Origin of the sequence: Acinetobacter sp. NPDC052428, assembly GCF_044547685.1 — a bacterium.
Classification (GTDB): Bacteria; Pseudomonadota; Gammaproteobacteria; order Pseudomonadales; family Moraxellaceae; genus Acinetobacter; species Acinetobacter lwoffii_G.
The window spans coordinates 22316-44039 of sequence record NZ_JBIUAT010000020.1 but is presented as its reverse complement, the minus strand read 5'-3'; the positions used below and the strand labels follow the sequence as shown (position 1 = coordinate 44039).

Genomic DNA, 21724 nt, shown 5'->3' with positions numbered 1-21724 from the left:
ATGCTGCTTTAACTCGCTCAGGACTTATTTAATAAGTTGTTTTAAGTGTATTAAATGAGTCAGATCCAGAAACTAAAAAATTTCTAATTTAATAAGCATTCAAGGATGATGGAAATGAACGGGGTATATTATTAATCTTGCGATTTAAGTTGTCAGTCGTGTAAAAAAGATGATTTTAAGCAATAAAATCCCAGTCATAAAAAAAGCCCGCAGGGTGCGGGCTTTTTAAAGAGAAAATTAGAGACCAGCAGAGGCTTTAAGCGCTTCCACTTTGTCGGTTTTTTCCCAAGTAAAGGCCGTATCAGAGCCTTCACGGCCAAAATGACCATAAGCCGCAGTCTGCTTATACATTGGCTGAATCAGATCCAGCATGCGGGTAATGCCATATGGGCGTAGGTCAAAGTGCTCACGAACCAAGGCAATAATCAATTCTTCAGATACTTTTGCAGTATTAAAAGTGTTGATTGAAATTGAAGTAGGTTCAGCAACACCAATCGCATAAGACACCTGGATTTCACACTTGTCTGCAAGACCAGCCGCAACGATATTTTTTGCTACATAACGCCCTGCATAGGCAGCAGAACGGTCAACCTTAGATGGATCTTTACCAGAGAAAGCACCACCGCCATGACGCGCCATACCACCGTAGGTATCTACGATAATTTTACGACCTGTCAAACCACAGTCACCGACAGGGCCGCCAATCACGAACATACCTGTTGGGTTGATGTGGAATTTGGTGTCTGCATGGAACATGTCAGCAGGAATGATTTTCTTCACGATTTCTTCAATCACAGCTTCTTTCAGGTTTGCTTGCGTGATTTCAGGATCATGTTGAGTCGAAAGAACGACTGCATCTAAACGAACTGGTACGCCATTTTCATAAGCAAACGTTACCTGGCTTTTTGCATCTGGGCGTAACCATGGCAAGGTGCCATTACGGCGTAATTCAGCCTGCTTTTCCATTAAACGATGCGCATATGAAATCGGCGCAGGCATTAATACATCAGTTTCGCGGCTTGCATAACCGAACATCAAGCCCTGGTCACCGGCACCCTGATCTTCAGGTTTCTGGCGGTCGACACCCTGAGCAATTTCAGGTGACTGTTTACCAATCATGTTGATCACGGCACAGGTTGAACCATCAAAACCAAGATCAGAATGGTGGTAACCAATTCCGTTTACGGTATGACGTACAATTGCCTCAAAATCAACATTTGCTGTCGTTGTGATTTCACCGGCAAGTACAACCGCACCTGTTTTTACAAGCGTTTCACAAGCAACCCGTGCATATGGGTCTTCTTTTAAGATTGCATCCAAAATAGCGTCACTGATTTGGTCAGCCATTTTATCTGGATGGCCTTCGCTTACAGATTCCGAAGTAAATACAGCGTACTCGCGCATAGTCCTATCACAGTTAATTTTAAAGACCCGATATGTTACATCGAGTTGCGCTCTAGGACTAGCTTAACAGGACAAAATTGGTCGAAATTGTTTCAAATTATTGTGTTTTTAATTGATTAATAGAATTAAAAAAATTGATATGTCTATTTAGGCAGCATTATTGATTGGGGAATATGAAGCAACAATATTTTAATCTGTCAGACTGTCAGAAAATTAAATGCTTAGATTTCCGATTAAATCTTAAAAAAATAGACGATAGAAAAAATACAAAGCTCAAAATTCAAAATTTACTTAAGCAAGTGATCATTACATCAATAAAGCAGATTCAGACTGTGCGCCTTGCGACCAACTGTCTTGTCGATGTTCAAGCGTGTCTTCATATTAGCGCTAAGTCTTCCACATTAGCTGGTTAGGAGTGGCGACATCTTTTGCTATGGACTTCTTGGAGCAAGACTGTACGGAGATCAGAAATCATGTATCAAAAGGCATTTACCCTGATTGAAGTGCTGATCGTGCTCATCATTATCGTGATTTTAGTGACAATGGCTTTTATGAGTTATCAAGCTTATATCGTGCGGAATCAATTGGCCGAAGTGTTTGAGCAGGCTGGAGCATATCGAACTCAGTTTATTGCTTCGGATCAGCACTGTGATGCCGGACGCCAGATTGGTGGGCATGGTCAATATATCGAAAAAGTGATCATTAATGCCGCATGCCGGATAGAGTTCAAGATACGAGAGCAGGGAGTAGATGCTGCGATTCGCGGGAAATCGGTTGCTTTTGACGTTCATAGTGGCAAATGTTACTCCACTGATATTCAGCAGCGCTATTTGCCTAAAGACTGTCAGGGACAATAAGTCTACCGAGGTTGGAAATTAGCCTAAGCAAATTAGATTTTCACCTGTATATCAAACAATCCTGCCAATATTTTATAAAATTTAATACAAATTACATTATGAATAGATCAGAGAGTCATATAAATTTTCTTCAAAAATAATAGTGTGAGACATATGAAATAGAAACAAAATCAGCATAAATTCAATCCTGTTTATCAGCTTGGAATCCAGATACAGAAACTAAAGTCGCTTTTGAAATGAAGGATAATTCAATCTGAAAACCAGTAGAGCGAATCAAAGCCGAAGAAGAAATGTGGAATAATTGTACGATAAGGCAAGAGACACTCAATAAACTGATAAATATTGTTGGTTAGTCTTTACCCCTCGCTGTTTTTTTAAGACAATAGACAGCAGTTTTGAAAGTCTTTTCATCATTTCCTATTTCTGAATATTTTGGACTCTGATTTATGACAACCCCGCTTAATGAACGTCGTATTGCAAACGCAATTCGTGTATTGGCAATGGATGCTGTGCAAAAAGCAAACTCAGGACATCCAGGTGCTCCAATGGGGATGGCAGATATCGCTGATGTGGTTTGGCGTGAATTCATGAACCATAACCCGACCAATCCGAATTGGGCAAACCGTGACCGTTTTGTATTATCAAATGGCCATGGCTCTATGCTTCAATATGCGCTTCTTCATTTAACGGGCTACGATCTTTCAATTGAAGATCTAAAAGCATTCCGTCAACTTCATTCTAAAACACCTGGTCACCCGGAATTGGGCTATGCGCCAGGAATTGAAACGACGACTGGTCCTTTAGGTCAAGGCATCGCGAATGCTGTTGGTTTTGCGCTGGCTGAAAAAACCCTAGCTGCACAATTTAACAAAGACGACATCCAAGTTGTAGATCACTTCACTTACTGCTTCCTTGGCGATGGCTGTTTGATGGAAGGTGTTTCTCACGAAGCATGTTCTTTGGCAGGAACATTGGGTCTGGGCAAACTGATTGCTTACTATGACGACAATGGCATCTCGATTGATGGCGAAGTGGAAGGCTGGTTCTCTGACGATACAGAACAACGCTTCCTGGCATACGGCTGGCAAGTGATTAAAGTTGATGGTCACGATGCAGATGCAATCCGTCAGGCAACTGTTGAGGCGAAAGCTGAAACTGCTAAACCAACCATCATTATCTGTAAAACCGTGATTGGTTTGGGTTCACCAAACAAGCAAGGTAAAGAAGACAGTCATGGTGCACCACTCGGTCATGACGAAATCGTGTTGACTCGTGAAGCACTAGGCTGGACTGACGAAGCATTTGTGATTCCTGAAGATGTGTATGCAGCTTGGGATGCGAAAGCTAAAGGTGCTGAATCAGAAGCAGCTTGGAACGAAACATTTGCTGCTTATGCTGCAAAATATCCAACTGAAGCAGCTGAGCTTAAACGTCGTTTATCTGGTGAATTACCGGCTGACTTCGTTGCAAAAGCGGATGCCTATATTGCAGAAGTGAATGCCAAAGCTGAAACGATTGCGACGCGTAAAGCCAGCCAAAATGCATTACAAGCACTTGTTCCATTATTGCCAGAAGTTCTAGGTGGTTCTGCGGATCTTGCAGGTTCTAACCTGACCCTTTGGAAAGGCGCGCAAGGCGTACAGGACAATCCGGCAGGTAACTATGTACACTATGGCGTACGTGAATTCGGTATGACTGCAATCGCGAATGGTGTTGCACTGCATGGCGGTTTTATCCCTTACGTAGCAACATTCCTAATGTTTATGGAATATGCACGTAATGCCGTACGTATGTCTGCATTGATGAAACAGCGCGTGATCCATGTGTATACGCATGACTCAATTGGTCTAGGTGAAGATGGTCCAACGCATCAACCTGTTGAGCAGATCGCATCCCTTCGTGGTACGCCAAATCTAAACACATGGCGTCCATGTGACACCGTTGAAGCAGCAATTTCTTGGAAATCTGCATTAACGCGTGCTGAAGGTCCGACCGCATTGATCTTCTCTCGTCAGAACTTGCCATTCCAGACTCGTACTCAAGCTCAAATTGAGAATGCTGCGAAAGGTGGCTATGTACTGGCTGAAGAAAAAGGCGAATTGAAAGCCATCATCATTGCAACTGGTTCTGAAGTTTCTCTGGCAATGGAAGCTTACGCACAGCTTGAAGGCGTGCGTGTGGTATCTATGCCATGTGCTGAAGAATTCATGAAGCAAGATGCGGCTTATCGTGAAGCGGTTCTTCCATCGAATATTCGTGCACGTGTTGCTGTTGAAGCTGCACATGTAGATTACTGGTGGAAATTTGTAGGTCTTGATGGTCGCGTCATCGGTATGACGACATATGGTGAATCTGCACCTGCAAAAGATCTGTTCCAGTTCTTCGGGATTACCACTGAAGCAGTTGTAGCAGCTGTAAAAGAGATTACTGCATAATCAACTGATTCGGCGGTTTATTAAAAGGCGCTCCAGTTTTGGGGCGTCTTTTGTTTTTCGCTTTTTAGCGTTGTTTTTATGTGGCAACCGTTAGAAAGTTCTCCCATAGTCGATATGAAAGAGTGAGATGAACATGAGCTTGTATGAACAAATTAACGATGAAATTACTTTAATGGATGCAGGCGAACTCAAGTGGATTGGACAGGAGTTAGCTCTTGAAGCGATGGTTGCAGTTGATTTAATGCTGCAAGAATTAGCCGAAGAAAAGGTCATTAAAGTGCGTCGTAAAAATCATGAAAAGACGACTGGCCTAAAACAAGTTGATCGTATTCTGGTTGAAAAACTTTAAACATAAAGCATGAAAAGTCCCTGATTGGGGCTTTTTTTATGCCGGATGATTTTCATCTGACAGGTTGCTTATGAGCACCAGATGAGATAAAGCTAAGTTTAGGCCGCTATAAAAATTCAGCGACTACTATCGAAATGACTTAAATTAAAGAAATAAGCCAAAGAAGCGGTTAAACATGAATATACAGCCCCAGATCCAGATCAAATCTTTAGAGCAAATATCACAGGCAGAATGGCTATTTTTATGGCAAGACTATCAACGCTTTTATCAGGCGCAAATTTCGGATGAGGTGAGTAAAAATACCTGGGATAAATTAACCAATTATGAATTAGATTCAATGTACGGTTTTGCTGCGCTAATGGATGGAAAGGTCGTAGGGATTGTGCATGTCATCGAACATAACAATAGCTGGACAGTAAGACCTTATGCCTATTTGCAGGATCTATTTACCCATCCGGACTATCGCGGACAAGGCGTGGCGCGTAAGTTGATTCAACATGTCTATCAGGTTGCACAGCAGCGTAATTGCGACCGGGTTTACTGGCTGACTCAGGAATCAAATCATCAGGCACAAGCGTTGTATAACAAAGTCGCCAAGAAAACTGGATTCATCCAGTACCGTATGGATTAAAGCTCAAAAATTAAAAAAAATAACTTACAATTTTATCGTTTCATCACTGCAACAAAACGTTTTATCTTTAGGGCTGTAAACGGTTCCAGATTCTATACACTTAATAACATCCAAAACGTGAGATAAAAACATGAATTTCAAAACATTAGTATTAGGCTTGGCGGTCGCATCTGTAGCAACAGTTTCTATGGCAAAACCAGTGGGCTATACGATTGACCCGACTCATTCAGCAACTGTTTTCTCTTGGAGCCACTTTGGTTTCTCTACACCATCTGCAAACTTCAGTGACATCCAAGGTACCATTAATGTTGATAATGAAAAACCTGCGAATTCTTCGGTTAATGTGAACATCCCGGTTGCAAGCATTAATACGAATGTGAAAGCACTGGATGACCATATTAAGACAGCAGAATTTTTTGATGCTGCCAAATATCCGAATATCACTTTTAAAAGTACTAAAGTTCAGGTTTTAGGCAAAAACAAATACAAAATCACCGGTAACTTAACCGTGAAAGATGTCACTAAACCTGTGGTACTGGATGCAGTTTTAAATAAACAAGGTGTACACCCAATGACCAAATTACAAACGATTGGTTTTAATGCAACCACTTCATTTAACCGTTCAGCCTTTGGGGTAGGCGGTTATGTTCCAAATGTGGGCGATAAAATTACAGTGAACATTACTACCGAGGCTTCTGTACCTGCTCCGAAAAAGTAAAAATGACAAATAAAAAAGCACCCAGTTGGGTGCTTTTTTATTACGGTTATTTAAGTTGCAGGTTTTCTAAATAATGCATCAATACCGAACTGGCTGCCTGTTCAAGCGCGGGCGCATAGCTTTGATGATCTGCCCGCAGTGCCGGAATATTGATATTGGCCTTACGTAATTCACACGTATGGCCAATCAGCCATTTTTCCAGACTGTCACTGGCGACTTCGGCATGAAATTGTAGCGCCAGAATATTTGCTCCTACCCGAAAGGCTTGATGCGGATAAAGCTCGGAGCTGGCCAATAATTCAGCTTGTACAGGCAAGTCAAAAGTATCGCCATGCCAATGCAAAACTTCAGTATTTTTCAGATGATCTAGCGGATTTTTGTCTGCTGGATGTAGTTGCAGTTTAGACCAGCCAATTTCCTTGACCTGTCCAGGATAAACCTTGGCACCTAAAGCAGTAGCAATCAGTTGTGCGCCCAGACAAATCCCTAAAGTCGGTAAATTCTTTTCTAAACGAACTTTAAGTAAGTCTATTTCTTGTTGTAAGAAAGGATAATCTTCAGTTTCATAAACAGCAATCGGGCCACCGAGAATAATTGTTAATCCAGGATGTTTAAAAGCCTTGGTAAGATCATCGATGCCAGCTTCGAAATAACGCACACGTAAGCCGAGCTGATAAAAAATATCTTCCCAAGCACCTAAGTCTTCAAAAGCCAAATGTTGAATGGCATACACGGTATCGGAGAGGTGGGCTAAGTTCAGCATAGTTTTTTGATATCAAGAGAATGATTTAATTTAACGTGAATCAAAAGCAAAATAAAAGGCTTTATGCCCCACATCATGTGCAAAATAGAAAATAATGAACATCGCTGCGCTATCGGCAACTGTGTAAACATTTTCGTGTGATCGCTACATGAAGCAGTTCATTTTTCCTTTTATATAGGAAAGGGAGTAGAGTAAGGCTGCCGTACTGAATAAAAATAACAAGAGCATCAGGATCAAGGATATGCAAAATATACGTTTATATGTCGATAAAAATAGAATCAGCCCTTATGCCATGTCGGTCTATGTTGCCTTAAAAGAAAAGGGTTTAGATTTTCAGGAAATCGTGATTGATTTAGATCAGCAGCAACAGAAATCTGCGGCTTATCAAGGCATTTGTCCAAGTGCTAAAGTTCCGTGTTTAATAGTAGATAACTTTAGCCTGTTTGAATCATGGGCGATCACTGAATACTTGGAAGATGCCTTTCCGGCTCCAAGTTATCCGGCCTTATATCCTAAGGAAATTCAGGCCAGAGCCAAATGTCGCGCCATACAAGCTTTGGTCAAAACCGATTTTATGCAAATCCGCCAGCAGATGCCCTCCGATTCGGTATTTCACCCAGCAAAAATATCTACACCTCTTACAGCTCCGATCACTGAAGAAATTCAGCGCTTGGTGAATGTGGCAGAATATATGCTGGAGGACATATGGTTGACTGAACACTGGTCCATTGCAGACTTTGATCTGGCCTTTATTTTGCATCGTTTGCTGAGCCATCAGGTGAAACTTCCTGTGAAAATAATAGAATATGTCGAGCGTAATTTTAAGTGTGCTTCGGTACAAGCCTGGCTTGCAGAACATGAAAAAGCTAAAACTTTAATCTAATGCCGACTGATAAAACAGTTCATAAAAAAACCTACTTAAATAGATAAAATTCAAGCGTAATATGAATCAGAATAAAACTTGAAAGATACAGAGGATATAATCCTCATTGAATAAGAAGGAAGGAGTGGCCGGTGGGGAATTCACATCATCATGAACATAGTCATGTCACTGTGACTGCAAAAAATGCCAAAAAATTATCAATAGCGTTGGCATTAACCACGACTTTTTTAATTGTGGAAGTGATTGCTGGTTTTCTAACTCAAAGTTTGGCCTTACTTTCTGATGCTGCGCATATGTTTACCGATGCTGCTGCACTGGCTATTGCTTTAGTCGCTATCAAAATTGGACAAAAACCGGCAGACAATAAACGGACATTTGGTTATCAGCGCTTTGAGATTTTGGCTGCTCTGTTTAATGCCTTAATGCTGTTTGTGGTTGCGATTTATATTTTGTTTGAAGCTTATCAGCGTTTGAGTCATCCACCGGAAATCCAGAGTTTGGGGATGATGATCGTAGCCACCTTGGGGCTGATCATTAATCTGATTTCCATGAAAATTCTGGTATCCAGCAGTCAGGAAAGTCTCAATGTTAAAGGTGCTTATCTGGAAGTACTCAGTGATGCGCTGGGATCAGTCGGGGTAATTATTGGGGCACTGGTGATTTATTTTACCGGCTGGATGTGGGTCGATACGCTGATTGCGGTATTGATCGGATTTTGGGTATTGCCAAGAACCTGGATTTTGCTGAAACAGAGCATCAATATTCTGCTTGAAGGGGTGCCGGATGAAATTGATATTGAAAAATTACGCCACGATCTTTTGGCGCTTGACGGGGTTCAGGATATTCATCAGCTCAAGGTCTGGGCAATTACCTCTAAAAAAGTCATGCTGACGGTGCATCTGGTAGCGCCTGATGTTGACTATGAACAACTGCGTCATCAGGCTTTTGAGATGTTGAGTCATCAACATCATATTACCGAAATGACCTTGCAGATCGAGGCGGAAGATTGTCCACCTGAACATCGTGGACAATCTGTGCATGATCATTCAAATCATCATCATTGAACTTGAATTAGCCGAATTTTAGATATTCACGATTTTTTTAATAATGAACGAATCACTTGCCAATAATTGGGTGGAGCATCGACATAATTTCGTTCTCTTAACATCTGGTGCATTTTAGCCAGTTTCTGATGCGGAACCGAGGCCATTAAATGATGTTCAATATGATAATTCACATGAATCGGTGCCACAAAGGCTCGCGCTATATATCCTGCTCGTGTAGTACGGGTATTACTGAGCGCAGAATGACTGGTTTCCAGACCGGCATGTTCAGCCATGGCACGAATGCGGATAAATAATGGGAATGGGGTGATATAAGCCAGCGGCCAAAGCAGATAAAGCTTAGGGTGCCCACTGGCCCAAAGTGCTGAGAAAATCGCGGCATTGGAAATCAGCATGCCGGAACTATTCTTGAGCAAGTTCTTCGCCAACTCCAGATGGGTACGACCAGCGCGTGGAATCGGTTTAGGGTCATTTGACACGCTCCATTCCAGAAGTTCTAAATCCATCAGCACCCGGCCAGCCAGAAATTTCAGCCCGGACTGTCCATTCAGGTCGCGGAAAAATTTTCTGAATAATGAGCTTTGCGTAATCGGGAAGTTTTTAACCAGACTTAAATCCGGATCATCTGCTTGCGATGTTTTTGCATGATGCTTTAAATGATAAGGACGATATTTACTGACATCATTCCAGATGGGACGTGCACAGAGCCAGTCAGTCAAATGGGTATTCAGCCACTTGGTTTTGAACAGACTGTGATGTGAAGTATCATGCATCAAGATGGCCATTGCCAACTGGCGACCGGCCAAAATAGCCAATGCCAGTGCACACATCAGAACTTTGCCCCATGTCGGTAAATATTCCCAACTATAAGCAACCGTACCAAAGGTCATGACAATCACGGCCCAGGTTGAACCTACAGCCCAAGCTCCATGCAGATCGGAGGCTGTGGTGAGCTCTTTGATTTCTTCACGACTAAAAAGTTCGGTGACGCTAATCTTGCTGTTCATTATTGTGCCTGTGTGTCGTTCTTATATTTGTTTTAAATATATTCACGCTAAACATTACAGTCAATTTATTTTTATTAAATATTATGAAATAAATTATATCCCCTGATTTTTAAAGTATTGTTGCCATAAAATCTGCCCCTGTTTTTCCATATTTCGTACCGACAGTTCGAATTGCTGCCGTGCTTCCGCATCTAGCCATTCGGCAGGCAGCAGGGGATCAGCCCGTAAGCTGAACAGGGCTTCTTTACCCAGATGGAAAGCACTTTTTGCGGCATCGGCTAGACTTAAAGAGGAGTAGCTTTCAAACCATTGCTGAATATCATGATGCGTTTTGGTGTAGGTCTGCTGTAGCGCTTCGATATCCCAGAGTGCACGGACTTCGGTTTCGTTTTCCACTGCACTGACCTGAAAAAAACGGGCTTGCTGATCCAGACCAAACTTGATCGCTGCCGTTTTTAAGTCATGTAAATGCAGGGTTAAATTATCCGGACGGATAAAAACATTCTGCTCCAGTTCCTGAAAACCATAATAGCGCAGGGCTTTTTCCCTTTTAGATAATGCGGTACGGTCTACACGTCCCAAGGCGCCAGTATAGACCAGTACATATTTACCATCCCAAGTGGCGGTAGTTTGCATATCAGGGTGTTTATTCAGGCTAATAAAAGAAGTGTCAAATTTCTTTTCCACTAATTGATACACGCCGCGTTCTACGGATTGAATGATATTTTCCTGATTCAGGCGGGCGACCGCGACCCGGATGCCATTATCAGAAATCCTCAATAAATCTGCGGCAGAGAGTATGCGCTTGATGCTGATAGTTGAATTTTTAGAAGCGTAGAGCAAGTCTAAAACAAGATGGCGAGCATTTAATTTATATTTCATGAAACGATGTCGTTATTAAAAAAAGAGGCTGAAAGTTTCGCAACTTATTCGGAATGGTGTTTTGTCGAGCATAACCCAAAAAATATCAAGAAAGTAGAGTAGGTCAAAAGGTGATTTTAGCTATGTTTTTATCAAGCAAAGATTTTAGGTGCAATAAAAAAAGCGCCTATCTTTCGATAGGCGCTTTTCGTATTCTGGAGCGGGAAAGGAGACTCGAACTCCCGACCCCAACCTTGGCAAGGTTATGCTCTACCAACTGAGCTATTCCCGCAATGAGGTGAATTATAGAGAATTCCACGGCAGTGTCAACTCTCTATCGTTCTGTTTGCTTAATTAATCAGCACGACGCCAAACAGTACCCTGACGGGTATCCTCAAGCACTACCCCCTGATCGAGTAAGGACTGGCGAATTTCATCGGCACGCGCAAATGCTTTGGCTTTTTTCGCATCGACACGTTGCTGAATTAAATCTTCAATTTGTTCAGGGCTTAAACCTAAAGCTTCCTGTCCAATATCTGATTTGAGGAACTCATCAACGTTGTACTGAACCAGACCTAAAATATTGGTTAAGTGGCGCAACGTTGCATAGTAAATGGCCGCTTGCTCGGCATTTTCTTCTTTCACTGCACTATTTAAAGCTTTGTTAATTTCAAATAAGACAGCAATGGCTTCAGAGGTATTAAAGTCATCACGCATCGCGGCATTAAAACGCTCAACCAGTGCATCATCTAAAGTATCAACCAGTTTGTCGCCATAAACAGCTTGATAAGCTTTAAACGAATGATAGAAACGTGACAGGGTTGCTTTGGCTTCTTTGAGCGCTACATCAGAGAAATTCACCGGGCTACGATAATGCGATGATACAATAAAGTAGCGAATTACTTCAGGATGGAATTTATCCATTACATCACGGATGGTAAAGAAGTTGCCTAAAGACTTCGACATTTTCTCGCCATCGACATTGATGAAGCCGACATGCATCCAGTAATTTACATACTGTTCGCCTGTAGATGCTTCCGATTGTGCAATTTCATTTTCATGATGCGGGAAGGTTAAGTCCGAACCGCCGCCATGAATGTCAAAGTGGTTGCCTAGGCAGCAAGTTGACATGGCTGAACATTCAATATGCCAGCCCGGACGACCATTACCCCAAGGGGAAGCCCAAGAAGGTTCATTTTCTTTGGCATGTTTCCACAGTACAAAGTCAAAAGGATGTTTCTTTTCAACTTCGACATCGACACGCTCTGATGCACCGGCCTGCATATCTTCCAGTTTACGGCCAGACAGACGACCATATTTGGCAAATTTTTCAACCTGGAAATACACATCGCCATTTGATGATGGATATGCTGTGCCATTGTCGACCAATGTACCGATCATGTTTTGCATTTGCGGAATAAAATCCGTCGCGCGCGGTGCTTCGTCAGGATGTAAACAACCTAAGTTTTCCGCATCTTCATTCATCGCCTGAATGAAACGATCCGTCAATGCAGTAATGCTTTCACCATTTTCATTGGCACGCTTGATGATCTTGTCATCAATATCGGTGATGTTGCGAACGTATTTAACGCTCCAGCCCTGACTACGCAGGAAGCGGATAATATAGTCAAATGCAACCATTACACGCGCGTGACCAATATGACAGTAATCATAAACCGTCATACCACAGACATACATGTCAATATGGCCTTCCTTGCGTGGAACGAATTCTACTTTTTTGCGTTGCTCTGAGTTATATAGAACAAATGGTTGCATAGCTGTTCAAAAGACTTCAAATAAAATGATGAATCATCTTAACCTAAGCATAATTATTCATAAAGATAAAAGCGTAAAAAGCCTCAGTTATTTAGGGGAGTTAGACGACGAGAGTGATTTAGAAAGAAGAGGTTCAGGAAGAGAAATAGCGAATATTGAGCTTACATTTTCAGAGGCAGTGTTTGCCAGTCTGATGGAATTATATTTGAATGAGTCTGGTCTGATTTGACCCAAACTTATTTTGGATAGCGTAAGCGTGTTTCTATAAAAATAAAAACAAGCGCATATAACCGCTTTAAAAATGGAGTGAATGTAGAGGCGGAGATACCAGATTGCGCAAGTTGAATACAATCTGAATATATTAAAAATCCGTCGAATCTTCTACATTTAGAAAGCTTACAATTGCATAGCTATGCTAAAATTGCGAAAATTATGCCCATCAAACCAGAGTTTTTCTCTGTCCTTAGCGTAGGTAAACAGGCTTTGAATTCACAGAAAACAGCGAATCAACTAGATTTCCAGAAAGTCGCACTTGAAACACTGCGCATCGAAGAAAATGCACTACAGATTTTAGCAACACAGATTGATGACCGTTTTAGCCGGGCATGTGAAATTATTCTACAGTGTACTGGCCGTCTGGTGATTACCGGAATGGGCAAGTCAGGTCATATTGGCCGTAAAATGGCGGCGACCTTTGCTTCGACCGGAACTCCCTCATTCTTTATGCATCCAGGTGAAGCTGGTCATGGCGACTTGGGTATGCTGGTGGCTGGTGATGTGCTGATTGCAATTTCAAACTCGGGCAAGAGTGATGAAATCATGATGCTGATGCCACTCATCAAACATCTGGAAATTCCGCTGATTACAATCAGTGGTGATGATCGTGGTCCAATGCCACAAAATGCTGATGTGGCTTTGACGCTGGGTAATATTCAGGAGGCTTGTCCACTGGGTTTAGCGCCGACATCGTCAACGACGGCAACATTGGCTTTGGGTGATGCTTTAGCGGTGGCTTTACTGGATGCTCGCGGCTTTACCTCGGATGATTTTGCACGCTCACATCCTGCAGGTGCGCTGGGTAAGCGTCTGTTATTGCATGTGAAGCATCTGATGCGTACTGGAGCCGATTTGCCGAAAGTCTCGCCTGATACCGCCATGAATAAAGTATTGTACGAAATTTCCAACAAGCGCTTGGGCTTAACCACAGTCGTCGATGAAAATGATGTGTTGCTGGGGATTTTTACCGATGGTGACTTGCGTCGCTTGATTGATAAGCAGCAAGGTTTTGATGTCAATCTGGCTATTCAGGACGTGATGACCAAAAATCCGTTGACCATTTCTCAGGAAGCACGTGCAGTGGTCGCACTGGAACGTATGAATGAACATAAAATTAATCAATTTGTAGTTGTTGATGATGCCAATAAAGTCATTGGCGTGATTAGTATGCATGACCTGATTCAGGCTGGGGTAAATTAATAAATGGCATCTTATGTATTATTAGAGCAGGCACGTCATATTGCAGCACTGGTGCTTGATGTAGATGGTATTTTAAGTGATGGCTTTGTAACGCTGACCAATACTGGCGATGAGATCAAATCCTTTGATATTCGTGATGGTCTGGGCATGAAACTGGTTCAACAAGCAGGAATCAAGGTGATTATTATCACCGGACGTAAAAGCAATATCGTAGAAAAGCGTATGTCGGATCTGGGTGTTGATCTGGTCTATCAGGGCCGTGAAGACAAAGGTACAGCACTTCGTGAAGCCTGTGCACAGCTTAACATTGATCCTGAAGATTGCCTGTATATGGGCGATGACTGGCCTGATCTGTCTGCGTTCGCCATTGCCGGCATGAGAGTGACCGTACCTAATGGTCATGTCGAAGTTCGCCGCCGTGCCGATCTCGTGACTCAGGCACAGGGTGGACGTGGTGCGGTGCGTGAAATCTGCGATATGTTGTTAATGTCCAAAGGCATGTACCAAGAGTTACTTGAAAAATATACTCGTGCGCCTTATTAATAAGTCATATCTTTTGGATTAAGTACACCGCTTATGGATACTAAAGTTTTATATATTACGGCTGTGATTATTGCCGCAATAAGTGGTGGTTATTACTATTACAGCGGCAAGGGCAACAAGTTGCAGGCAGACTCTGCGCGCAGCATGACCTATTCCGCTCAAAATATTAACTTAACTCAGACGGATGAAGCAGGTCAGGTGTCGGTTCGTGCCCAAGTGGACCGACTCGAGCAGAACCTGCAGCTAGAAACCTCAAAGCTGGAAAATCTGCGAGCATCGACTTATGACAATGGTAAAGTCGATGCGACTTTCTTTGCCAAAATGGCGCATGGTTATGATGACAATACAAAAGTTGTACTCTCTCAGGAAGTGCTCGCCACCAAAATCATGCAAAATGGGAAAATGCAGTTTCGTACTGAAGAGCTGACCGCTTTTCCGAAAATACGTGAAATTGAAACAGACAAGACAGTGATTGTGGAATCTCCACAGGCTGAATTTGTCAGCCAGGGTCTTAAAGCCAATCTTAATGATGGTCAATACGAATTCTTTAATATTCGAGGAAAGTATGAACCAAACTCCTAAAGCCAAAATGATGCACACTTTCCTGAAGCGTATGACGCTGGCGGCTGTGGTTGGACTCGGTTCAATCACTGCTTTTGCGCTGCCATCTGACCGTAACCAGCCAATCACCTTGCTGGCTGACCGGGCGACTTTCAATGAGCGGACGGGTGTGACGACGTATTCGGGCAATGTCATCATTGAACAGGGTACCATGAAGCTGCAAGCCAATTCGATTGTGGCCAATCTGAACAATAAGCGCCAGATCAGCCTGATTACGGCGACAGGCAGCCCGGCACAGTTTCAGCAAAAAGTGGATCCTGCCAAAGGTCTTGCCAAAGGTCAGGCGCAGAAAATTGTCTATAATGCTGAAACCGGGATTATTACTTTGTCCGGTAATGCCTTCCTGCAACAGGATGGTGCCAGTATTCGTGGTGCAACTTTAAAATACAGCATGAACAAAGGCGATATCGAAGCCACCGGAACACCAAACAAAACCGGTTCATCGTCTGGCCGTGTACAAATCGTGATTCCACCATCTAGTTCAACATCCTTCCCTGGAGCGCGTGATTAATGGAGCAATCGCAGCAGGTTCAAACCCTCACCATTAAGCATCTGGCGAAAAACTATAATAAACGCTGGGTAGTGAAAGATGTGTCGTTCAGCATGGAAAGTGGCCAGATTGTGGGGCTGCTGGGACCAAATGGCGCCGGTAAAACCACCAGTTTTTATATGGTGGTCGGTCTGGTGCGGATGGATAAGGGAGAAATCTATCTCGATGATCTCGATCTTTCCGACCTTGCAATGCATGAGCGGGCACGCAAGGGAATTGGTTATTTGCCGCAGGAAGCTTCGATTTTCCGAAAACTGACGATTTCAGAAAATATTATGGCGATTCTGGAAACCCGTAAAGATATGACCAAGCCACAACGTCAGCAACGTCTGGCGGAGTTACTGGCAGACTTTAAAATCACTCATATCAAAGATTCTTTGGGTATGAGTGTATCCGGTGGTGAGCGACGTCGTGCCGAGATTGCGCGTGCACTTGCGGCGGACCCAAAATTTATGCTACTCGATGAACCTTTTGCCGGTGTCGATCCGATTTCGGTTGGAGATATTAAGGATATTATTACGACCTTGAAAGATCGCGGAATTGGGGTGCTGATTACCGATCATAACGTGCGTGAAACGCTGGCGATTTGTGAACATGCTTATATTGTCAGTGAAGGCGCATTGCTTGCTGAAGGCACACCAGAAGAAATCCTGGCGAATGAGACCGTGAGAAAAGTTTATCTGGGTGATGATTTCACTGTTTAAATAATCCTGCTTTATATAAAAACCCTGCATCAGATGCCAGTTGTCGGATGCAGGGTTTTTTTTGATCAAATCAAAGTGAAAAAGATTTCTTTTAAAGGGATTTGATATATTGTTAGACTAAAACAAGAAACATTACATAATTATGCAATTTAGGGCAGAACACTTTAAAAAAAATCAGGGGAAAACAAATCAAAAAAGAAGTGGATTGATACTTCTTCTTTTGCCTTTATCTGTATCTTTGGCACATGCAGAAAGCTCACCCCATTATTTTGCCAATCTCAAGAATGGCTTGAGCCAGCTGATTGCACCCAAACCGACACGATCAGCACATACCATTGATATTACCTCGCTCGGTCATTATGCATTAGATACATCAAAAGTAGCTGAGCTGCCGCAAATTACCCGGCCACAGTCAGGACAGCCAGCTTTAAGTCCTACGATCACAGCTGGCATTCCAAAGACAATGAATCTGGTGGAAGCTGTACACCGGGCAGTGCAACGACGTCCTGAAATCACTCAGAGTATTTCGACATTATCTGCGCAGGCCGCGAATATTGATGTGGCGAGAGCAGGGTATTATCCGCAGTTATCCGGGGAGGGGATCTCACTTCCGGTGAGCGTGGACGACAAATGGTTTCTTTGAATGCCACCCAGATGCTGTATGACTTTGGAAAAATTAAAACCAATGTCAGTGTGGAAGAAGCCCGCTTGGTAGAAGAACAGGCAAGAGTGCTAGTTAGTTTGGATCAGATCGCATTTGAAGTGGCTGATGCCATAGTGAATATCAAACGCTATCAGCAAATTACCCAGATTGCCCAACAGCAGATTCAGGGCATTGGACGGATTGCAGAAATTGCCAATTTGCGTGCCCGCGCCGGAATCAGCAGTCAGGCCGACCCAATTCAGGCCCAGTCCAATCTGGAAGCAGCACAATCGAATCTGATTGTACAGCAGACCCAGCTCAGACAATATCAACAACGCTTGCGTACCTTGCTAGGATTTGATGTATCCGCCATTGAATGGGAGATTTCTGAGCGTATTGTGGCACAGGCCGATCTTTATCAAGATCCGGAGTTTACCCAGATTCCGAACATGATTCTGGCCCATGCCGGGGTCAATGTTGCCCGTTTGCAAAAAGATCAGGCGCGATTAAGTCCTTATCCGACTATTAGTGTTAAAGGCAGTCTAAGTCAGGCGATGAATGGACGGAATCCAAATAATAATGAAGATGATGGTTTTTATAATTCAGTCATGATTGAAGCCAGCAGTAATTTGTATCAGGGTGGTGCAACGCGTTCACAGACCCGTGCCGCAAGCTATGCCGAAGAAGCTGCACGAGCACAGGTCAATACGGTCTATCTGGATGTGCTGGATCAGGTGCGCTTGATCCGAGAACAGATTGAAAATAAAAAAAACAAATGGCGGTTTTATCCCAGCGCCGCGCAACCACGGTACGCACCAAAGAGCTGTATCAAGAACAATATAAATTGGGTACCCGAACCGTGGTGGATTTGCTGAATGCAGAGCAAGCCATTCATAGTGCCGCACAGGAAATTGAATCGGCACGCTATGATATTTATTCGGCGATCGTACAGTACATTCAGGTCACGGGCCGTACACGGGATATTTACGCGCTTAACAGCATTTCTATTCAGGGGTTTGAAGTTCAGCCATGAGTTCTACAATAATAAATTATCAACCTTGGCTTCAGGCAGTTTTAAATATTGCTCGGCATTACCGGATTGAGCCTTCTGAGGAGCTAATTCGCCTGCAACTGGATTGGAACCAGCATCATGACATCGATGACATGCTCAAGATTGTCAGTCGTCAGATGGGTTTAAATGTCCGTAAAAATAAATTTGAGCGCAGCCTGCTGAATCCATGGCGTTTACCTTTGCTGGTTGAATTCGATAGTGGTGATGTGGGGGTGATCGAACGCATTGATACGCAGGGGAATGTCAGCATTCAGCTCAGTGGTGATGAAGGTTTATCTCAAAGCTTTACAGTTGAACAATTAGATACTGGCGTAAAGCATCTTTATGTACTGCGTCCTGAATCTTCAGTTCCGGATGCACGTGTTGATGAATATATCAAACCTTTTGAAAAAAACTGGTTCTGGTCGATTGTCCTGAATGACTGGAAGCGTTATATCGATGTGATGTTTGCATCTTTAATTGCCAATATTCTGGCACTGGCCACGATAGTCTTCTCGATGAATGTCTATGACCGTGTCATTCCATCACAATCTATTCCGACGTTATGGGTGTTGGCCGGTGGTGTACTGATCGCCGCGATTTTTGAGTTTGTTTTACGTGTCTCGCGGATCTATCTGTCAGACATTATTGGTAAACGCGCGGATTTAAAAATTTCTGACCGGGTGTTTGGTCATTCATTACGTATCAAAAACAGTGAACGTTCCAAATCGACAGGAACCTTTATTTCACAAATTCGCGAGCTGGAAGGCGTCCGCGAACTGGTGACTTCAACCACAGTCACAGCAATTGCCGATCTGCCATTCTTCTTCCTGTTCTTGGGCATCTTCTGGGTGATCGGTGGCAATCTGTTCTGGGTTATGTTACTCGTTGTGCCCTTAATGATTCTTCCGGGAATTCTGGCACAGAAAAAACTGGCACAGCTGGCCCAGTTGGGGATGCGCGAATCTGCCATCCGCAATGCCTTGCTGGTAGAAGCCGTACAAGGAATTGAAGACATCAAGCTGTTAAGAGCTGAAACACGTTTCCAGAACCAGTGGAATCATATGAATGAAGTGTCAGCCGATGTCAGCATGCAGCAACGTAAAATTGTCGGCTTGATGACCGCCTGGACCCAAAAAATTCAGGGACTGACCTTTGCAATTGTAGTCTTGGTCGGGGCTTTTGCGGTGATGGAGGGTGACATGACCACAGGCGCACTGGTGGCCTGTTCGATTCTATCTTCACGCATGCTGGCACCAATTTCACAAATTACGGGTGTACTGGGTCGCTTGCAACAGGCTAAAGTCGCCAAGGCTGGTTTGGATGAACTCATGAAAAAACCGGTGGACCAGCCGGATTATTCGCACCTGATTCATCGTCCGGCACTGGATGGGCATTATGAGCTCAACGGTGTGGTGTTCAAATATGGCGATGATGATCCGAAACCGAGTTTGATGATTCCCAAGCTAGAGATCAAGCCCGGGGAGAAAATTGCAATTCTGGGCCGTAATGGTGCAGGAAAATCGACCTTGTTGCAGCTCTTGTCTGGGATGCAGACACCGTTACAGGGCAAGGTCAAGCTGGATGGGATTGATCTGACCCTGATTGATCCGTCAGATGTGCGGCGTGATATGAGTTTGCTAAATCAGAACTCGCAGTTATTTTATGGTTCAATTCGTGAAAACCTGACTTTGGGTGCACCTTTGGCCACCGATCAGCAAATTCTGGAAGCCTTACAAATTACCGGTGCACTGGGATTTGTACAGGAGAAAAAAGAAGGGCTGGATCATATCATTTTAGAGGGTGGTGTCGGCTTTTCTGGTGGACAGCGCCAAGCCTTGTTATTGGCGCGGTTGTTGATTCGTCCACCAAAGATTTTGCTACTGGATGAACCGACCGCTGCCATTGATGATGTGTCAGAAAAACAGTTGATTGATCATCTTAAAGGGTATTTAACCCATCGTACGATGATCGTCGCCACTCATCGCCGTGCGGTATTGGAACTGGTGGATCGTATTCTGGTGGTCAATGATGGCAAGATTGTGATGGATGGACCACGGGATCAGATCCTGAATCAGTCGCAGGGTGGTAATAAGCGGGTTGTGGGAGCAAGTGCATGAGTGAACTACAGCAACTAAAACGTTCCAGCAAGGTCAGCTTTCAGGAACCGCCATTACCCAAATCAAGTGTCATCATCTGGATTATCGGCATTGGCCTACTGGTATTACTGACCTGGGCCTGGTTATTCAAATTGGAAGAAGTATCTACCGGTACTGGAAAAATAATTCCATCATCCAAAGAGCAGGTGATTCAGTCTCTGGATGGCGGTATTTTGACTAAACTTAATGTCAAAGAAGGTGAGATTGTCGAGCGTGGGCAAGTATTGGCCCAGCTTGATCCGACCCGCTTTGAATCCAACGTCGGTGAATCAGAATCCTTGCTGGTGTCATAACGTGCCACTTCAGCCCGTTTACGTGCGGAAGTCACCGGCGCACCGTTGGTCTTTCCTGAAGAAGTGTTGAAATACCCCAAATTGGTTAAAGAAGAAACGGCCCTGTATCAGTCGCGTCGAGCCAATTTGCAAGAATCTGTTGCAGGCCTGGAACAGGCTTTGTTACTGGTGCAGCAAGAACTGGAAATGACCGCTCCCTTGGTCGCCAAAGGGGCAGCCAGTGAGGTTGAAGTGTTGCGTCTAAAACGTGAAGCCAATGACCTGCGTAATCAGATGAATGATATCCGTAATCAATATTATGTGAATGCGCGGGAAGAATTGTCCAAAGCCAATACTGATGTAGAAACCCAGCAACAGGTGGTACGTGGCAAGTCGGATACTTTGAGCCGAACTGTTTTTAAATCACCGGTTCGCGGTGTCGTCAAAGAGATTGATGTGATGACGCTGGGCGGCGTGATTCCACAAAATGGCAAGTTGATGACCATCGTGCCACTGGATGAAAAATTACTGGTTGAAGCACGAATCTCGCCGCGTGATATTGCCTTTATTCGCCCTGATCAGGAAGCATTGGTTAAAATTACAGCTTATGATTATTCGATCTATGGTGGGTTGAATGGTAAAGTTGCGATGATTTCACCGGATACCTTGCGTGATGAAGTCAAGCAGGATCAATTTTATTATCGGGTGTATATCCGTACCGATAGCGACAAGCTCAGCAATAATGCCGGGCAGAAGTTCAATATTACTCCAGGGATGGTGGCCACCGTGGATATTCGTACTGGTTCAAAAACCGTGATGGATTATCTGATCAAGCCATTTAATAAAGCCAAAGAAGCCTTGCGTGAACGGTAATATTTGCCAAGCAATTGAGTAAAACAATCGATCAAAATCAGGCCTCTCCGTGGAGAGGCTTTTTATTTGTCTGTGCAAAGCGGG

At 43.6% G+C, this 21724-nt stretch carries 19 protein-coding genes, 1 tRNA gene and 2 pseudogenes; 16 read left to right on the top strand and 6 right to left on the bottom strand.

Annotation, left to right across the window (positions count from 1 at the left end; all coding sequences use genetic code 11):
- Positions 1–237 precede the first annotated feature (237 nt).
- The gene (metK, locus tag ACIG3F_RS11130) at positions 238–1404 is read right to left on the bottom strand and encodes a methionine adenosyltransferase (protein WP_004646663.1); all 1167 of its coding nucleotides are present in this window, start codon (positions 1402–1404) and stop codon (positions 238–240) included.
- Positions 1405–1877: 473 nt separating this feature from the next.
- On the opposite strand from metK, the gene ACIG3F_RS11125 reads away from it, so the two are divergent.
- The 5 genes from ACIG3F_RS11125 (at position 1878) to ACIG3F_RS11105 (ending at position 6394) form a co-directional block, all read left to right on the top strand.
- On the top strand, positions 1878–2261 hold the full coding sequence (locus tag ACIG3F_RS11125; RefSeq protein ID WP_005246698.1) for a pilin: 384 nt from the start codon (positions 1878–1880) through the stop codon (positions 2259–2261).
- A gap of 446 nt (positions 2262–2707) precedes the next feature.
- Positions 2708–4696 (top strand): transketolase, encoded by a 1989-nt coding sequence (gene tkt, locus ACIG3F_RS11120; RefSeq protein ID WP_253158940.1) that lies wholly within the window; start codon positions 2708–2710, stop codon positions 4694–4696.
- Between the two features lie 133 nt (positions 4697–4829).
- Positions 4830–5045 carry a hypothetical protein gene (locus ACIG3F_RS11115; protein WP_180038561.1) on the top strand — a complete coding sequence of 72 codons (216 nt, stop codon included), beginning with the start codon at positions 4830–4832 and terminating at the stop codon, positions 5043–5045.
- A gap of 175 nt (positions 5046–5220) precedes the next feature.
- Positions 5221–5676 (top strand): GNAT family N-acetyltransferase, encoded by a 456-nt coding sequence (locus ACIG3F_RS11110; protein ID WP_396470068.1) that lies wholly within the window; start codon positions 5221–5223, stop codon positions 5674–5676.
- 130 nt (positions 5677–5806) lie between these two features.
- Positions 5807–6394 carry a YceI family protein gene (locus ACIG3F_RS11105; RefSeq protein WP_253147457.1) on the top strand — a complete coding sequence of 196 codons (588 nt, stop codon included), beginning with the start codon at positions 5807–5809 and terminating at the stop codon, positions 6392–6394.
- 46 nt (positions 6395–6440) lie between these two features.
- On the opposite strand, the gene ACIG3F_RS11100 is transcribed toward ACIG3F_RS11105, so the two are convergent.
- Entirely contained in the window at positions 6441–7157 is a 717-nt protein-coding gene (locus tag ACIG3F_RS11100) for a glutamine amidotransferase (protein ID WP_253147059.1), read from the bottom strand.
- A gap of 241 nt (positions 7158–7398) precedes the next feature.
- On the opposite strand from ACIG3F_RS11100, the gene yfcF reads away from it, so the two are divergent.
- Positions 7399–8040, top strand: a complete 642-nt coding sequence (yfcF, locus tag ACIG3F_RS11095) for a glutathione transferase (RefSeq protein ID WP_396470067.1) — start codon at positions 7399–7401, stop codon at positions 8038–8040.
- Positions 8041–8171: 131 nt separating this feature from the next.
- Positions 8172–9104 carry a cation diffusion facilitator family transporter gene (locus ACIG3F_RS11090; RefSeq protein WP_253147056.1) on the top strand — a complete coding sequence of 311 codons (933 nt, stop codon included), beginning with the start codon at positions 8172–8174 and terminating at the stop codon, positions 9102–9104.
- A gap of 26 nt (positions 9105–9130) precedes the next feature.
- Here ACIG3F_RS11090 and ACIG3F_RS11085 read toward each other — a convergent pair whose 3' ends face one another.
- The 4 genes from ACIG3F_RS11085 to cysS all read right to left on the bottom strand — a co-directional run bounded on the left by ACIG3F_RS11085 (position 9131) and on the right by cysS (position 12748).
- Positions 9131–10111 (bottom strand): fatty acid desaturase family protein, encoded by a 981-nt coding sequence (locus tag ACIG3F_RS11085; RefSeq protein WP_253147055.1) that lies wholly within the window; start codon positions 10109–10111, stop codon positions 9131–9133.
- Between the two features lie 93 nt (positions 10112–10204).
- Positions 10205–10993 (bottom strand): hypothetical protein, encoded by a 789-nt coding sequence (locus ACIG3F_RS11080; RefSeq protein ID WP_253147054.1) that lies wholly within the window; start codon positions 10991–10993, stop codon positions 10205–10207.
- Between the two features lie 195 nt (positions 10994–11188).
- A tRNA-Gly gene (locus tag ACIG3F_RS11075) sits at positions 11189–11264 on the bottom strand.
- Positions 11265–11326: 62 nt separating this feature from the next.
- Positions 11327–12748: a cysteine--tRNA ligase gene (gene cysS, locus ACIG3F_RS11070; protein ID WP_396470066.1), complete on the bottom strand. Its 1422-nt coding sequence runs from the start codon at positions 12746–12748 to the stop codon at positions 11327–11329.
- A gap of 25 nt (positions 12749–12773) precedes the next feature.
- Between cysS and ACIG3F_RS11065 the strand changes: the two genes are divergently transcribed.
- From ACIG3F_RS11065 to ACIG3F_RS11025, 9 genes and pseudogenes are all read left to right on the top strand, one after another.
- Complete coding sequence (locus ACIG3F_RS11065; RefSeq protein ID WP_253147052.1) at positions 12774–12977, top strand: hypothetical protein; 204 nt, start codon at positions 12774–12776, stop codon at positions 12975–12977.
- A gap of 203 nt (positions 12978–13180) precedes the next feature.
- Positions 13181–14224, top strand: coding sequence for a KpsF/GutQ family sugar-phosphate isomerase (locus ACIG3F_RS11060; RefSeq protein ID WP_312584872.1), 1044 nt, complete (start codon positions 13181–13183; stop codon positions 14222–14224).
- 3 nt (positions 14225–14227) lie between these two features.
- Complete coding sequence (locus tag ACIG3F_RS11055; RefSeq protein WP_253147050.1) at positions 14228–14767, top strand: HAD family hydrolase; 540 nt, start codon at positions 14228–14230, stop codon at positions 14765–14767.
- Positions 14768–14800: 33 nt separating this feature from the next.
- Entirely contained in the window at positions 14801–15349 is a 549-nt protein-coding gene (gene lptC / locus ACIG3F_RS11050; RefSeq protein ID WP_253147049.1) for an LPS export ABC transporter periplasmic protein LptC, read from the top strand.
- Positions 15333–15899 (top strand): lipopolysaccharide transport periplasmic protein LptA, encoded by a 567-nt coding sequence (gene lptA, locus ACIG3F_RS11045; protein WP_253147048.1) that lies wholly within the window; start codon positions 15333–15335, stop codon positions 15897–15899. Before lptC ends, lptA begins: the two co-directional genes overlap by 17 nt.
- Positions 15899–16642, top strand: a complete 744-nt coding sequence (gene lptB / locus ACIG3F_RS11040) for an LPS export ABC transporter ATP-binding protein (RefSeq protein ID WP_253147047.1) — start codon at positions 15899–15901, stop codon at positions 16640–16642. Before lptA ends, lptB begins: the two co-directional genes overlap by 1 nt.
- A 205-nt stretch (positions 16643–16847) precedes the next feature.
- A pseudogene (locus ACIG3F_RS11035) lies at positions 16848–18318 on the top strand (TolC family outer membrane protein).
- A complete protein-coding gene (locus ACIG3F_RS11030) occupies positions 18315–20456 on the top strand; it encodes a type I secretion system permease/ATPase (protein WP_396470065.1) in 2142 nt (713 codons plus the stop codon). Before ACIG3F_RS11035 ends, ACIG3F_RS11030 begins: the two are co-directional and overlap by 4 nt.
- A pseudogene (locus ACIG3F_RS11025) lies at positions 20453–21640 on the top strand (HlyD family efflux transporter periplasmic adaptor subunit). Before ACIG3F_RS11030 ends, ACIG3F_RS11025 begins: the two are co-directional and overlap by 4 nt.
- Positions 21641–21724 lie beyond the last annotated feature (84 nt).